The 14070-nt window shown below is 74.2% G+C and carries 14 protein-coding genes; 11 read left to right on the top strand and 3 right to left on the bottom strand.

The genetic code is table 11. From position 1 onward, the window contains the following. Positions 1 to 427 precede the first annotated feature (427 nt). Entirely contained in the window at positions 428 to 721 is a 294-nt protein-coding gene (locus ACWEMJ_RS15485) for a hypothetical protein (protein ID WP_452137547.1), read from the bottom strand. 323 nt (positions 722 to 1044) lie between these two features. On the opposite strand from ACWEMJ_RS15485, the gene ACWEMJ_RS15480 reads away from it, so the two are divergent. Together ACWEMJ_RS15480 and ACWEMJ_RS15475 are read left to right on the top strand one after the other, a co-directional pair. Further along, positions 1045 to 1542: an FBP domain-containing protein gene (locus ACWEMJ_RS15480; protein WP_452137546.1), complete on the top strand. Its 498-nt coding sequence runs from the start codon at positions 1045 to 1047 to the stop codon at positions 1540 to 1542. Beyond that, entirely contained in the window at positions 1539 to 2978 is a 1440-nt protein-coding gene (locus ACWEMJ_RS15475; protein WP_452137545.1) for a DHA2 family efflux MFS transporter permease subunit, read from the top strand. Before ACWEMJ_RS15480 ends, ACWEMJ_RS15475 begins: the two co-directional genes overlap by 4 nt. 10 nt (positions 2979 to 2988) lie before the next feature. On the opposite strand, the gene ACWEMJ_RS15470 is transcribed toward ACWEMJ_RS15475, so the two are convergent. After that, positions 2989 to 3456: a hypothetical protein gene (locus ACWEMJ_RS15470; RefSeq protein ID WP_452137544.1), complete on the bottom strand. Its 468-nt coding sequence runs from the start codon at positions 3454 to 3456 to the stop codon at positions 2989 to 2991. A gap of 54 nt (positions 3457 to 3510) precedes the next feature. Continuing rightward, complete coding sequence (locus ACWEMJ_RS15465) at positions 3511 to 4086, bottom strand: TetR/AcrR family transcriptional regulator (RefSeq protein WP_452137543.1); 576 nt, start codon at positions 4084 to 4086, stop codon at positions 3511 to 3513. Between the two features lie 237 nt (positions 4087 to 4323). Between ACWEMJ_RS15465 and dacB the strand changes: the two genes are divergently transcribed. The 9 genes from dacB to ACWEMJ_RS15420 all read left to right on the top strand — a co-directional run bounded on the left by dacB (position 4324) and on the right by ACWEMJ_RS15420 (position 14068). After that, on the top strand, positions 4324 to 5898 hold the full coding sequence (gene dacB / locus ACWEMJ_RS15460; RefSeq protein ID WP_452137542.1) for a D-alanyl-D-alanine carboxypeptidase/D-alanyl-D-alanine endopeptidase: 1575 nt from the start codon (positions 4324 to 4326) through the stop codon (positions 5896 to 5898). Between the two features lie 126 nt (positions 5899 to 6024). Beyond that, a complete protein-coding gene (locus tag ACWEMJ_RS15455) occupies positions 6025 to 6627 on the top strand; it encodes a TetR/AcrR family transcriptional regulator (protein WP_452137541.1) in 603 nt (200 codons plus the stop codon). After that, entirely contained in the window at positions 6621 to 7973 is a 1353-nt protein-coding gene (locus tag ACWEMJ_RS15450; RefSeq protein WP_452137540.1) for an MFS transporter, read from the top strand. Before ACWEMJ_RS15455 ends, ACWEMJ_RS15450 begins: the two co-directional genes overlap by 7 nt. Next, positions 7970 to 9421, top strand: coding sequence for a pyridoxal phosphate-dependent decarboxylase family protein (locus ACWEMJ_RS15445; protein ID WP_452137539.1), 1452 nt, complete (start codon positions 7970 to 7972; stop codon positions 9419 to 9421). The genes ACWEMJ_RS15450 and ACWEMJ_RS15445 overlap by 4 nt, the downstream gene beginning before the upstream one ends. 267 nt (positions 9422 to 9688) lie before the next feature. After that, complete coding sequence (locus ACWEMJ_RS15440) at positions 9689 to 10021, top strand: hypothetical protein (RefSeq protein ID WP_452137538.1); 333 nt, start codon at positions 9689 to 9691, stop codon at positions 10019 to 10021. A gap of 2 nt (positions 10022 to 10023) precedes the next feature. Continuing rightward, positions 10024 to 11766: an alpha/beta hydrolase gene (locus tag ACWEMJ_RS15435; protein ID WP_452137537.1), complete on the top strand. Its 1743-nt coding sequence runs from the start codon at positions 10024 to 10026 to the stop codon at positions 11764 to 11766. Beyond that, positions 11763 to 12272, top strand: a complete 510-nt coding sequence (locus ACWEMJ_RS15430; RefSeq protein ID WP_452137536.1) for a hypothetical protein — start codon at positions 11763 to 11765, stop codon at positions 12270 to 12272. Before ACWEMJ_RS15435 ends, ACWEMJ_RS15430 begins: the two co-directional genes overlap by 4 nt. Before the next feature lie 40 nt (positions 12273 to 12312). After that, on the top strand, positions 12313 to 12876 hold the full coding sequence (locus ACWEMJ_RS15425) for a hypothetical protein (RefSeq protein ID WP_452137535.1): 564 nt from the start codon (positions 12313 to 12315) through the stop codon (positions 12874 to 12876). Between the two features lie 283 nt (positions 12877 to 13159). Next, positions 13160 to 14068, top strand: a complete 909-nt coding sequence (locus ACWEMJ_RS15420; RefSeq protein WP_452137534.1) for an ABC transporter substrate-binding protein — start codon at positions 13160 to 13162, stop codon at positions 14066 to 14068. Positions 14069 to 14070 lie beyond the last annotated feature (2 nt).

Genomic DNA, 14070 nt, shown 5'->3' with positions numbered 1-14070 from the left:
ATGATTTGTGTTTCGAGAACATGTCAACCATGTGTATTGGGTTGACTTTTCCCGCCCCGGGGTGCCTGGAATTCTCCGTCAACGAACCGTAAGAACGCACGGATGGGCACAGTCGGCCCAGGTCATGGCCAATGCGGCGAGCCGCCGCGCAGCCCGCTCCCCCATTACGGCATTGGCCGCGCGCCATTCAATTCGGCGCGGGACCGGAGAAGATTCCCACCCCGCCGATGGAGGGTCAATACGTCGGATCGACCAGCTCGGAGCGAATTCCGCAATCAGTGTGGCGGGAGTGACTGCCGCGCCTCCCGAGAATTCCGGACGGGCCCAGCCGGGCGGGGCACAGCAAAGCGCCGGCCGAAGCGGCCGGCGCTGAGGTGGTGCGGGGAGGAGGGCTGGGACGGCCCTCCTCCCGGTCGGGCGTCAGTGCTTACCAGCTCGCACCCGAGTCGGTGGCGGAGCCGAAGACGCCTTCGTTGGTCGCGATGGTGGCGCCGCTGAAGTGCTCCACGCTGTTCGGGGTGACGGACGAGAAGTCGGCCGCGAGACCGGCGGCGTCGGCGTTGGCGAGGAAGTTGACGTCCAGGAAGTGCGCCTCGGGGCCGGAGCCGCCGATGTTGGCGGCGTCCAGGTCGCCCTCGTGGGCAGCGGCCAGGCCGGCGCAGCCCAGCAGGACGGGGGCGGCGAGACCGAGGGCGGCGACAGTGCGGGTGAGTGCACGCATGAGAGAAAGATCCTTCCGAAAACGGAATCGGGTTCAGGAAGCGGTGGGCTTCCCTGACTCCAAGGGACAGGACGCCGGACGCGGCGGCCAGTCGACCGGAGACCCATTGCTCCCCATGGCGGAGCTCCCCGGTTCGGCGGTTGTCAGGACGGCGGGCGGCGCTCCGGGCGCGCCGGCCCGCACCGTGATCGACCCTCAACTTCGCTGGTGCGAAGCGCTGTTGGCGACGGCGGGCAACCGCCCCCGGAGGAAAGTCGGTTGGCGTGACGGCATGCCTAGGATACCTTGGCCCAAAACTAGGAGCCCTAGGGAGAGGGGACGACATGCGGGCGCTGACCGATGCGAAGATCCGCTCATCATTCGTCAACTGCACGAAGGGGGAGGCGAGTCGGGCCAGGCTGCCGCGCGACCTGGCCGAGCTGGACTGGGACGAATGGGACTTTCTCGGCTGGCGGGAGCCAGGGGCACCCGACCGGGGGTACTTGGTGGCCGAGTTCGAGGACCGGGTGGTGGGCGTGGCCCTCCGGCTGGCGCAGCGACCGGGCGCGGGGCGCGGCGGGGCGATGTGCTCGATCTGCCTGACGGCCCATCCGGCCTCCGGGGTGGCGCTGATGACGGCCCGCCGGGCCGGGCGCGGGGTGGAGGAGTACGCCTCGGCGGGCGAGTACTTCTGCAGCGACCTGGCCTGCCCGCTGTACGTGCGCGGCCGGCGGCGGGTGGCCGCGGGCGGGGCGCGGATGACGGAGAGTCTGGACGCGGAGCAGCGGGTGGCGCGGATGCGGGCGAACCTGGCCGGGTTCCTGGGGCGGGTCGTCCGGTGACGGGGCGTTCGCTGCCGGGTCGTCGGACGGCGGGGCGCCGGGAAGCGGGCGGTGCGGAGCCGCTCGGCGGGCCGGTGGTGCGGGCGGCGCTGCTACTGGCGGCGGGGGCGTTCGTCGCGCTGCTGGACACCACGGTGGTGGGGGTGGCGCTGGAGTCCCTGGGGCGGCGGTTCCACGCGGACCTGGCGCAGGTGCAGTGGGTGGCGACGGCGTACCTGCTGGCGATGTCGGCGGTGATTCCGGCGACGGGGTGGGCGGCGCGGCGGTTCGGGGCGGTGGCGTGCTGGACGGGCTCGCTGTCGGTCTTCCTGCTGGGGTCTGCGCTGTGCGGGCTGGCCTGGTCGCTGGGGTCGCTGGTGGCGTTCCGGGCGGTGCAGGGGCTGGGCGCGGGGATGCTGTTCCCGTTGATGCGGATCCTGGTGGTGCAGGTGGCGGGCCCCGCGCGGGCGGGCCGGACGATGGCGCTGATCGCGGTGCCGATCCTGGTCGCGCCGCTGGCGGGCCCGGTGGTGGGCGGGGCGCTGGTCCAGGGCCACTCGTGGCGGTGGGTGTTCCTGCTGAACGTGCCGGTGTGCCTGGCGGTGGCGGTGCTGTCGCCGCTGCTGATGCGCGATCAGCGGGAGGCGGAGCCGGACCGGTTGGACCTGGCGGGCCTGCTGACGGTGAGCGGCGGCCTGACGGCGGCCGTCCTCGGCTGCGTCCGGCTGGGCGGGGGCCGGTCGCCGGGTGATCCGGGCGTGCTGGTGCCGGTGCTCGCCGCGGCGGTGCTGCTGACGGCGCACGGGCTGCTGGCGCGGCGGCGGCCGGCGGGCCGGGGCCGGGTGGTGGACTTCGGGCTGTTCCGGGACCGCGCGTTCGCCGCCTCCACCGCCGTGTCGCTGCTGAACAGCTTCGGGCTGTACGGGGCGGTGGTGCTGATCCCGCTGTTCTTCCAACAGGCCGGTGGCCGGGGGCCGTTGACGGCGGGACTGGCGATGGTCGCGCAGGGTGCGGGGGCGGGGGTCGCGGTGCTGCTGGTGGGGCGGGTGATCGACGCCCGGAGCAGTCCGCGGGCGCTCGTGCTGGCCGGACTGGCGCTGGTGGCGGCGGGCCTCGCGGTGTTCGCCCGGACCGGGAGCGCGGAGCCCGGCGTGCCGCTGCTGGCGGCGCTGTTCGCCCAGGGCGTCGGCCTGGCGCTGGCGGCCTCGCCGGTGATGGTGACGCTCTACCACTCCCTGCCGCCGACCGCGGTGCCCGCCGCCACCACCGCGAACGCCGTCGCCCAGCAGCTCGGCGCGGCCGTCGGCACCACGGTGGTGGCGCTGACCCTCCAGCACGCCTCGCACGGGGGCCCGGGGTCGGTCGCGGCGTTCCGCACCGTGTTCGCGGTGGCGCTGGGGTTCGTCCTGCTGACGGCCGTCCCGGCGCTGTTCCTGCCGGCGGGCCGGAAGGCCTGAACGCGGCGGGCTACCTGCGGGCGTCGCGGCGGGCCCTGGCGCGGTCGAGGCGGTGGTGGCGCGGGTACTCCTCGGGGCCGACCCAGGCGAGCGCGCCGGCCCTGCGTGCCGCGGCCGCGGCCGCGGCTGCGGCAACCGCCATGGCGACGGGGGTGCCGAGGAGCGCCACGGCGGCGAGGGCGGGGCTGCGGGTGAGGCCCACGGCGAGCTCGTTCACCAGGAAGAACACGGCGCCCGCCGCCAGGGCCGCCCGCACGGGCCACCGCCCGGTGCGCGCGCCCTTCCGGCTCGCGGCCAGCGCGGCCCCGGCCGCCAGGCCCGGCAGCGCGCCCGCGACCAGGCCGAACGCGAAGACCCCGAGGCCGGGCCCGTACCCGGCGAGCTTCGCGATGCCCACGCCGAGGAACAGGCCCGGCACCGCCCCCACCGCCGCGCCCAGCCCGATGGCGCGCCGAACGACCGTCGATCTCCGAAGCATGGCTCCCACCCCTTCAAGGGTGGAACGTACACGAAAGGCCGCGCGGGTGCCGGTCTATGCGGTGCGGGGCCAGGTCTCCAGCACGCGGTGGAGGCCGGAGACGATGCGCCGCCAGGAGCCGTCGATGTCGCGGGGGTGGTGGAAGCCGCCGTTGGCCTCGATGGCGATGAAGCCGTGGAAGGTGGAGCGCAGGAGGCGGACGGCGTCGGTCTGGTCCGGCTCGTCCAGGCGGTAGTGGCGCATGACCGCGTAGGTGAGTTCGACCGTCCGGGCCAGGGCGGCGGTGTCGGCGAAGTCGTCCGGGTTCAGCGGGAGTTGGGTGGCGGCGTAGCGGCCGGGGTGCTGCTGGGCGTAGCCGCGGTAGGCGTCGGCGAAGGCGGTGAGGGCGTCGGCGCCGGAGCGGCCGGCGACGGCCGTCGCGATGCGGTCGTTGATCTCCTCGGTGGCGAGCAGGGCGACCCGGGTGCGGATCTCCTGGAGGCTCTTGACGTGCGAGTAGAGGCTGGCGTCCTTGACGCCGAAGCCGCGGGCGAGGGTGGCGGCGGTGACCTTGTCGATGCCGACCCGGTCCGCGAGTTCGGCGGCGGCGCGGGTGATCCGCTCGACCGTCAGTCCGGCGTGCGCGCCCATGTCTCCCGTTCCGAAGCTTGTCCTGCCGAGGTCCGCGCCAGTGTATCGGGGCGGTTCCGGGCGGATCGGGGTGTGACGTTTCCGGGGCGCCGGGACGTCAGGAAGGTGGGCGTTCGAGGGCGTCCGGGGGACCAAGGGCGAAGATCATCTGATTTCCCATCAGATGATAATGTCCCCGGGCAAACGGGGGCGTGGGTGACGCACGTGCCCCGGCCGATCCGCACCCTGGAGCCACCTGTGTCCGCACGTCCGTTCCGCCGCAGCCTGCCGCTCGCGGCCGCGGTCCTCGCCGCCTCCCTGCTGGCCGTCTCGGCGCAGGCCGACGACCCGGCGCCGGCCGACGCCACGCTGACCGCCGACCTGAACGCGCTGCTCGCCGACCCGCGGCTGGCGAACGCGCAGGCCGGCGTCGAGGTGCTGGACGCCACCACCGGCGAGGTGCTGTACGCCCGGCAGCCGCAGGCGCTGTTCACCCCGGCGTCCACCCTGAAGACCGTGACCTCGACGGCGGCGCTCGACCTGCTGGGCGCGGACTACCGGTTCACCACCGAGGTCCGCAGCGCCGGCAGCACGTACGGCGACACCCTGTTCGGCGACCTGGTGCTCAAGGGCGGCGGCGACCCGAGCCTGCTGGTGCAGGACCTCGACGACCTGGCCGCGAAGGTCGCGGCCACCGGCGTCACCAAGGTCACCGGCCGGGTGCTGGCGGACAGCACCCGCTACGACTCGACGCCGCTCGGCCCGGGCTGGGCCTGGGACGACGAGCCGTACTCGTACAGCCCGCAGATCTCCGGGCTGACCGTCGCCAACGACGCCGAGTACATGATGGACACCGTCCAGGTGACGGTCACCCCGGGTGCGGCGGGCGAGAACGCCAAGGTGACGCTGAACCCGGCCGAGGCGCCGATGAAGTTCACCGGCGCCGTCGCCACCGGCGCGTCCGGCAGCGGCTCCAGCGTCGGCGTGGACCGGCGCCGGGGCTCCAACGACGTGCAGCTGTCCGGCAGCATCCCGGCCGGGTCCGCGCCGGTGACCTCCTGGGTGACGGTCGAGAACCCGGGCGTGTACGCGGGCCAGGTGTTCGCGGGCGCGCTGGCCAAGCACGGCGTGAAGGTGCTGCGCGGGGTGCAGCCGGCGGCCGGCTCGGAGAGCTCGCAGCCGCTGGCCTCGCACGACTCGAAGACCCTCGCCGAGCTGATCGTCCCGATGCTGAAGATCAGCAACAACGGCATCGCCGAGCACCTGACCAAGGAGATCGGCAAGGTCAAGGGCGGCCGCGGCGACTGGGCGACCGGCATCAACCAGGTCAACGGCTTCCTGAAGGCCAACGGCATCACCGGCCCGACCACCCGTCAGGTGGACGGCTCCGGCCTGTCCCGCTACGACCTGACCACGCCCGCGCGGATGGCGGACCTGCTGAAGGTCGCGCAGACCAAGCCGTGGTTCGACGCCTGGTACAACGCGCTGCCGGTGGCGGGCAACCCGCAGCGGATGGTCGGCGGCACCCTGGCCGCCCGGATGCGCGGCACCAAGGCCGAGAACAACGTGCACGCCAAGAGCGGTTCGATGGGCGGCGTCGACAACCTGCTCGGCTACGCGACCGCGCCCGACGGCCGCAAGCTGGCGTTCGTCGTGATGGTCAACAACTACGCCGGCACCAGCCCGCGCCCGGTGGTCGACGCGATAGCCGTCCGGCTCGCCGCCGGTCCCGCCGCCACCGCCCAGCTGAAGTCCAACTCGCTGGTCGCGCCCGCCGGTTCGGGCGAGAACGGCACCCGCTGGGAGGACTGCGAGACGCTCTCGCACTGCTGATCCGCCGCTGTCGCACGGGCCCTGCCGCACCCGCGGCGGGGCCCGTCCGCGTTCCCGGGAATTCGCCGAACTTCCCTCCATCAAACGCTTGATCAGGGCCGGACGGCGCGCGTACGCTCCCCCACCATGAGCCAGCACCGGACGGCCGCCGAGGCGAGCCGGGAACGGATCGTCGCCGCCGCCACCGAGCTGTTCGCCGAGCACGGCTACGACGGCGCCACCACCCGGACGATCGCCGTCATGGCCGGGCTGAACGTCGCCACCGTCGCCTACCACGTCGGCGCCAAGGCCGACCTGTACCGCGAGGTGATGCGCCGCGCCCACGAGGCCGAACGGGCCTGCGTCGAGGACGCGTTGACCCGGTTCGCCGCCACCGCCGGCACCGACCCGGCCCGGGCCGCCGCCGAATTCGCCGACCGCTACCTGGACTTCTGCCTGGAGCAGCCGCACGTGCCCGCGCTGTGGATGCGCCGCTGGATGGCCGACGCCGCCGAGTTCGCCGACCTGGAGGAGCGCTACGCCCGCCCGCTGCTGGAGAGCGTCCGCGACCGACTCCTCGCCGCCCTCCCGCAGTTGACGCCGGACCGGGCCGAACTCGCCGTCTGGACGGTGCTGTGGACCACGCACGGCTTCTGCCGCTCCACGATCCGCGCCCAGGTGCCGCGCTTCCGCGCCCACCTGCGCGCCCTGGTGCTGCGCGAACTCGGCCTGGGCGACGGCGCGTGGTGACCGGGCCGCCGATATCCCGGCTGTCCCGGCGCCGGCTCGCCGGGTACGCCGTCGGCTCGGTCGGCACCGGCATCCACTCCACCGTCCCCGGCCTGCTGCTGCTCTACTTCATGACGGACGCGCTCGGCGTCCCGGCCGGCGTGGCCGGGCTGGTGGTCGCCCTGCCGAAGGCCTGGGACGCGCTGTTCAACCCGCTGGTCGGCGCCGCCAGCGACCGGGAGGCGCTGCGCACCGGCCGCCGCACCCGGATCCTGCTGGCCGGCGCCCTCACCCTGCCGGTCGCGTTCGCCGCGATGTTCCTCTCCCCCGTCGACGGCCCGGGCGCCGCCGCCTGGGTCGCCGGGGCGTTCGTGCTCGCGTCCAGCGCGTTCGCCCTGTTCCAGGTGCCGTACGTGGCGCTGCCCGCCGAGATGTCGGAGCGGCCGGGCGAACGCACCCGGATCATGGTCTGGCGGATCGTCTGCCTCACCGTCGGCATCCTGGTCGCGGGCGGACTCGCACCCGCCCTGGTGTCGCTGGCCGGCGGCGGGCGCGGCGGCTACGCCGTGATGGCGGCGGTGGTCGCCGGCCTGCTGCTGGTGACGCTGCTCGTCCCGGCGCTCGGCGCCCGCCGGGTGCCCGCCCGGCCGGGCCCGGAGCCGCTCGGACTGCCGAAGGCGCTGCGCACCGCGCGCGGCAACCGGGCGTTCTTCGCGCTGCTCGGCGCGTTCGTCCTGCAGACCGGCGCCGTGGCGATCATGCTGGCGGCCGCGCCCTACGTCGCCGCCCACTGGCTGGGCGGGTACAGGCTGACCTCGGTGCTGTTCGTCTGCCTGGTCGCGCCGAGCGCCGTCGCCGTCCCGCTGTGGGGCCGGGCCGCCGCCCGCTGGGGGCGGCTGCGCTGCCTGACCGCCGCGACCGTCCTGTTCGCCGTCGCCGCGGCGGCGCTCTGGCCCGCCGCGCACCTCGGCACCTGGGCCGCGCTGGTGCTGTGCGCGCTGCTCGGCGCCGCCTACGCCGCCCTCCAGGTGCTGCCGCTGTCGCTGCTGCCGGACACCGTGCACGCGGACGCGGCCCGCACCGGACGCCTCCAGTCCGGGGCGTTCACCGGGCTGTGGACCGCCGGGGAGACCGCCGGGCTGGCCGCCGGCCCGGGCGTGTTCTCGCTGGCGCTGGCCGCCGCCGGATTCGTCTCCAGCACCGCCGACCACCCCGTCGCGCAGACCGGCACCGCCCGGGCCGTGGTGCTGCTCGGCTTCAGCGTGGTGCCGGCCGCGCTGATGCTGCTCTCGCTGCCCGCCCTGCGCGCGTACCGCCGGCGCCGCGCCACCTGTGCCATCGACTCGCCGATCGGAGACGAGACATGACCACCGCCCACCCCGGGCTGCCGTCCGCCGGACGCCCCGCCGACGACCTGCTGGCCGAGCTGCGCGCGCTCACCGCCGGCGACCTGCCCACCCGCGGCGGGCACACCACCGCGTACACCTACGACGCGGGACGGCCCGACGTCCGGGACGCCGCCGAACGCGCCTACCTGGCGATGCTGGACGTCAACGGCCTCGACCCGACGGCGTTCCCGAGCACCGTCGCCCTGGAGCGCCAGGTGGTCGGCGCGGTCGCCGCCCGGCTCGGCGGGGACGACAGCACGCCCGGGATCTTCACCAGCGGCGGCACCGAATCGATCATGCTCGCCGTGAAGGCCGCCAGGGACCTCCGGCCGGAGATCGCCGAACCCGAGATCGTCGTCCCCGCGACGGCGCACGCGGCGTTCTTCAAGGCCGGGCACTACCTGAAAGTCAAGGTGGTGGCGGTGCCGGTGGACCCGGAGACCTTCCGCGCGGTGCCGGCGGCGATGGCGGCGGCGTGCACCGGGCGCACGGTGCTGGTGGTCGCCTCCGCGCCCTCGTACGCGCACGGCGTGGTCGACCCCGTCACCGAGATCGCTGCCGACGCGGCGCGGCGCGGACTGCCCTGCCACGTGGACGCCTGCGTGGGCGGCTGGCTGCTGCCGTGGCTCGCCGAAGCGGGCGCGGCCGTACCGGAGTTCGACCTGTCGGTGCCCGGGGTGACGTCGCTCTCCTGCGACCTGCACAAGTTCGGGTACACGCCCAAGGGCGCCTCCGTACTGCTGTTCCGGGACCGGGCGATGCGGCTCGCCGCGTACTTCGCCTGCGCGCAGTGGCCCGGCTACCCGGTGGTCAACTCCACCGTCCAGAGCAGCAAGGGCGCGGGCCCGCTGGCCGCCGCCTGGGCCACCCTGCAGGCCCTCGGGGCCGACGGCTACCGGGAGTTGGGGCGCGCCGCGCTCGCCGCGACGCGCCGGCTGATCGCCGGCGTCGAGGCCATCGACGGGCTGCGGGTGCTCGGCACGCCGGACGCGACGCTGGTGGCGATCGGCGCGGAGTCCGCTGCGCTCGACCTGTTCGAGCTCGCCGACGAGGCGCGGGCCCGTGGCTGGTTCCTGCAGCCCCAGTTGAGCGTCGGCGGGCTGCCCGCCAGCCTGCACCTCACCCTCACCGGCGTCAGCGAGCAGGGGGTGGACGGGCTCCTCGCCACGCTCAGGGCGGCCGTCGCCGCCGTCCGCGGGCGCGGGCCGGCCGCGACGCCCACCGAACTCCTCGCGCTGCTGGACGAATTGGACCTCGGCGCTCTCGACGATGCGACCTTCGCCGCGCTCCTCCCGGCGGCCGGGTTCGCGCCCTCCCGGACGGCCGGCGTCAACCGGCTCCTGGACGCGCTGCCGGCGGAGCTGCGGGACCGGTTGGCGACGAGGTTTCTTTCGGTGTTGTACGGGCCCTACTTGGACGCGAGCTGAGAGGGGGGTGCGAGGAGGAGGGAGCGCACACGTCCGCGCGGTCGCGAACACGTGCAGGTCATTGCCCTGCGTCGCGATCTTTCGGACGTGTCGCGTTCCCTTTCGCGCAGTTCCCCGCGCCCCTGGTTGCTCTCACCCCCTACGGCAAAGGGTCGTCAAAGGCGGGGCCAAGTAGGGTGGCGGGCAGGGGAACTGGGTTTCCGGGGGCGGGTTTCGCTAGCATGACCCGCTCAAGTGGTCGGACCGACACCGGTGTTGGGGGATGGCGTGCGCGACGTGGGCCCAGGCGGGAGTGGCGGCGGGTTCCAGGTGGACCCGGAGGAGCTCGACGGCGCGGGGGTGAACGCCACGACGGCCGCCGAGCGGCTGCCGGAGGCGGCGACCCGGGTGGCGGGCCCCTCGGACAGTGCGGAGCAGGGGCTGCGCGGCTGGCTGACGGGCAGTGAGCTGGACGCGTGCACCACCGAGTGGAAGATGGTGCTGGACAAGCTCTCGGCGGAGATGGACCGGCAGGGCGAGAACCTGCACCGGACCGCCAAGAACTACCGGGACGCCGACCAGGCGGTGCAGGTCGCCATGGCCGCCGTCACGGGGATGTGAGCATGGACGTCCCCACGCTCCGCGACGCGGACCCGCAGCGGCTGTACGACGCCGCCCGGGCGTACGACGAACTCGCCCAGAAGCTCGCCGACGAGACCCGGGTGTGGCAGCAGGACGTGGCCGGCCGGGTGCAGAACTCCGGTTGGACCGGCGAGGCGTCCGACAGCGCCCAGCGCTCACTGACCGCGACCGCCACCAAACTGACCTTCGCGCAGAGCGAGTTGGCGCAGATCGCACCCGCCCTGCGGCAGGGCGCGCAGGCGTTCGCCGAGGCGCAGCAGGAGTTGCGCAGCGCGCTGGACGAGGCGCGCGCGAACCGCTTCGAGGTGTCCGACGACGGCGGGGTGTCCTGGCCGGCCCCGAGCGAGGCCGAGCGGCGCGACCCGGACGCGCCGGACCGCGCCCGGCAGGGCGCCCAGCTGCGCGACCGGATCGTCGACGCGCTGTCCAGGGCCGCCGGCGCCGACGCCGACACCCAGCGGCGGCTGCGCCAGTACACCACCGAGGCCCGCGGGGTGGTCGCCCCGGACGGTGCCGCGATGCGGCTGAACAGCGCGACGGTGGGCACCCTCGCCGGCAGCCAGGACCTCGCGGGCATGCCCGGCCAGAACGCCTCGCCGACCGAGGTGAACTCCTGGTGGAAGTCGCTCTCCCCGGACCAGCAGCAGCGGCTGATCCAGCAGCACCCGGCCGAGATCGGCAACCGGGACGGCATACCGACCCCGGCCCGCGACCAGGCCAACCGGATCCACCTCGACCAGTTGGTCAACCAGCTGTCGGCCAAGCAGAACCCGTCGGAGTGGGACAAGAAGAAGCTGGAGGGCTTCCGCTCGATCCAGAGCCGCCTGCGCGACGACCAGGGCAAGCAGCCGCCCGCCTACCTGATGCTGATCGGCGACCAGGGCCAGGGCCGGGCCGCGCTCGCGTACGGCAACCCGGACACCGCGGACGACGTGGTGGCGTACGTGCCGGGGCTGAACACCGAGGTCAAGAACATGGGCGGCGGCGACGCCAACCGGGCCCGCGACCTGTGGCAGACCGCGCACGACATCGACCCGTCCCGCAAGACCGCCTCGATCGCCTGGCTGGGCTACGACACCCCGCAGGCCAAGGGGATCAGCCCGGACGCGCTGGCGGTGGCCGGCGACGAGCGGGCCAAGCAGGGCGGCGAGTCGTACCAGGGCTTCCTGCAGGGCCTGCGCGCCTCGCACGAGGGGCAGCCCGCGCACCTGACGGCGCTCGGCCACAGCTACGGCTCGTTCACCGTCGGGCAGGCGGCGCAGCGGCCCGGCGGCATCCCGGCGGACGACATCATCCTGGTCGGCTCGCCCGGCACCGGCGCGCAGCAGGCCTCGCAGCTGGGCGTGGACGCCTCGCACGTGTGGGTGGGGGCGGCCGAGCACGACCCGGTCTCGCACCTGCCGAGCCCGGCCGAGGCGAAGGGCATCGGCATCGGCGCGGGCATCGGCGGCCTGCTCGGCGGGGTGCCCGGGGCGGCGCTCGGCGGGTACATCGGTGACAAGATCGCCGGGCACGGGGATCCGCACGAGCTGTGGTTCGGGCAGGACCCGGCGAGCTCCGAGTTCGGCGCCCGCCGCTTCGACGTGGCGGACGGCCCGCTGGGCTTCCAGTCGCACTCGGACTACTGGAATCAGGGCGACGGCCGCGACGGCCACTCGCTGCGCAACATGGGCATGATCGTCTCCGGTCACGGCGACCGGGTGATCGGACAGGACCGGCGATGAACGACTTCGCGGCACCCCACCCGTCGGCCGACCTGCGGGCCGCGAAAGCGGCGGTGGACGAACTGCTGGACTCCGCCCCGGCGGCGCTGAACCCGCCCGTCGACTGGGCGGACGGACCCTACGTGGCGGTCGAGCACGAGCACCCGTACACCCGGGAGCCCGACGGCACCGCGCACCTGGAGAAGCGGCGCTACCTGATGACCCGGCTGGCGCCCGACCGCTATCCGGAGCTGCTCGCCCAGCTGGCCCGGGCCTGGCAGGCGCGCGGCTGGCGGGTGGACGGCGAGAACGATCCGGTGGTTCCCCTGCTGCGGGCCGAATCCCCGCTCGGGGCGGTCGAGTTGAGGATCGGCTTCGCCGGCAACGCGACGCTGCTGGCCCGGGTCCAGGACGTGCCGCCGACCGGCACCTCGTACCCGTTCGGCGGCGACAGCACCGTCCCGCTGGGCCCGGACGGCGTGATGGACACCATGCCCCGCAGGCACGACCCGTTCTGGTCGGTGTAGGACGGACGGGGGCGCGGGTGCTGTCGGGAAGGGACGTCGGATGAGACTGCGAGTCGCGGGCGCCGTGGCGGCGCTGCTGCTCGGACCGGTGCTGGCGGGCTGCGCGCCCTCCGGCACCGCCTCGGGCGCCTCGGCGCCGGCCGCGGACCTGGCGCGGAGTCGGCTGCAGGAGCTGGTGGACGGCACCACCTCGGCGCTGACGCCCGCGGTCCGGTACGCCGACGACGCGTTCCGGGCGGTGCCGCACGAGAACGCCCGCCGGGACAACGACGGCACCGCGCAGCTGACGCTGCGCCGGTACGTGCTGACCAAGGTCGCGGAGGGCAACCGGCCCCGGCTGCTGGAGCAGGTCCGGGCGTACTGGACCGGCCGGGGCTGGACGGTCACCGAGGACACCGCGTTCGAGGCCGGGGCGCGCACCCCGGACGGGACGGGCGTGACGGTGAGCATCGGCGTCCCCGGCAACGTGACGGTGACCGCCACCGCGCGGGTGCGGGACCCGGGCGCCACCGAGCCGTTCGGCCCGGCGCCCAGCCCGCTGCCGACCGGCGCGGACGGCGGCCCGGACACCCTGCCCCGGTTCGATCAGCCGGGGTGGTCCTGACCGGCCGCTCCCCGCTCGTACGAACCGGCCGGACGAACCGGGCCGGACCGGTGCTGATCGGACGTCAGCGCTGGTGACATGTACGCCAATTGCCGGGGGGCACTGGGGCGGGCGTGCCGGTGCTGGCTATAGTCGCCCATGATCTAGCCGGAACGGCGGCCGGCCGAGGGGGTTCCCTCGGTATTTGGCATGCCGCTGTCCGCCGTCATGTCGTCGAATGCCGTCCGGGGCCCTCGGGGCCGTCGTGTGTTCCGCCGTTCACCCACGGGGAGAGACGACGACCATGGCACACACGACCGGGCGGGGGCGCACCGCGCTCGTCGCCGTCATCGGTGGGGCGCTGCTGCTGGGCGGCTGCGGCATCGGTGGTACCCAGGAGAAGAAGGTGGACCTGCACGCCCTGCTGCCGGAGTCGGTGCGCAAGGCGGGGGTGCTGACGGTGGGCGCCTCGTTCACCGCCGCGCCGGTGGTCTACCGCAACGACCGCAACGAGCCGGCCGGGCTGGACCCGCACCTGGCGGAGAAGCTGGGCGCGGTGCTCGGCGTCCGGCTGGAGCTCCAGGACGCCGGGCCGTTCGCCAACGTGCTGCCGGGCCTGCTGAGCCACAAGTACGACATCGCGATGTCCGGCATCACCGACACCCGCGAGCGCGAGGAGGGCCTCGACAAGGACGGCAAGCCGAACGGCCCGGGCGTGGACTTCGTCGACTACTTCATGGCGGGCATCGGCATCGCCGTCGACAAGGGCAACCCGCAGAACATCACCGACGTCGACCACCTGTGCGGCCACACGGTGGCGGTCAAGAAGGGCACCACCCACTACGACCTGGTGCAGCGCCAGGCGAAGGTCTGCGAGCACGAGGCGAAGCCGATCAGGACGGTGGAGACCGACAACGACGTCGCGGCGGTGGACAGCCTCAAGGGCAAGGCGGACGCCTGGATCACCGACTACCCGAAGGCCCAGTACGCGGCGCAGACCGTGGACAACGGCAGCGTCTTCCAGATCGGCGGCCCGCAGATCCAGCCCAGGCCGTTCGGCATCGCGGTGCGCAAGGAGGACGCGGCGCTGCGCGACGTGCTGATGCGGGCGATGAACCGGCTGATCACCGACGGCACCTACGACCAGGTGCTGACCGACTACAACCTGCAGGTCGGGGCGATCCAGAACTCGGTGATCAACGGCGCGACCTGACC

The organism is Kitasatospora sp. NPDC004531, from assembly GCF_053602195.1.
This window is presented reverse-complemented; position numbering and strand designations above follow the sequence as displayed.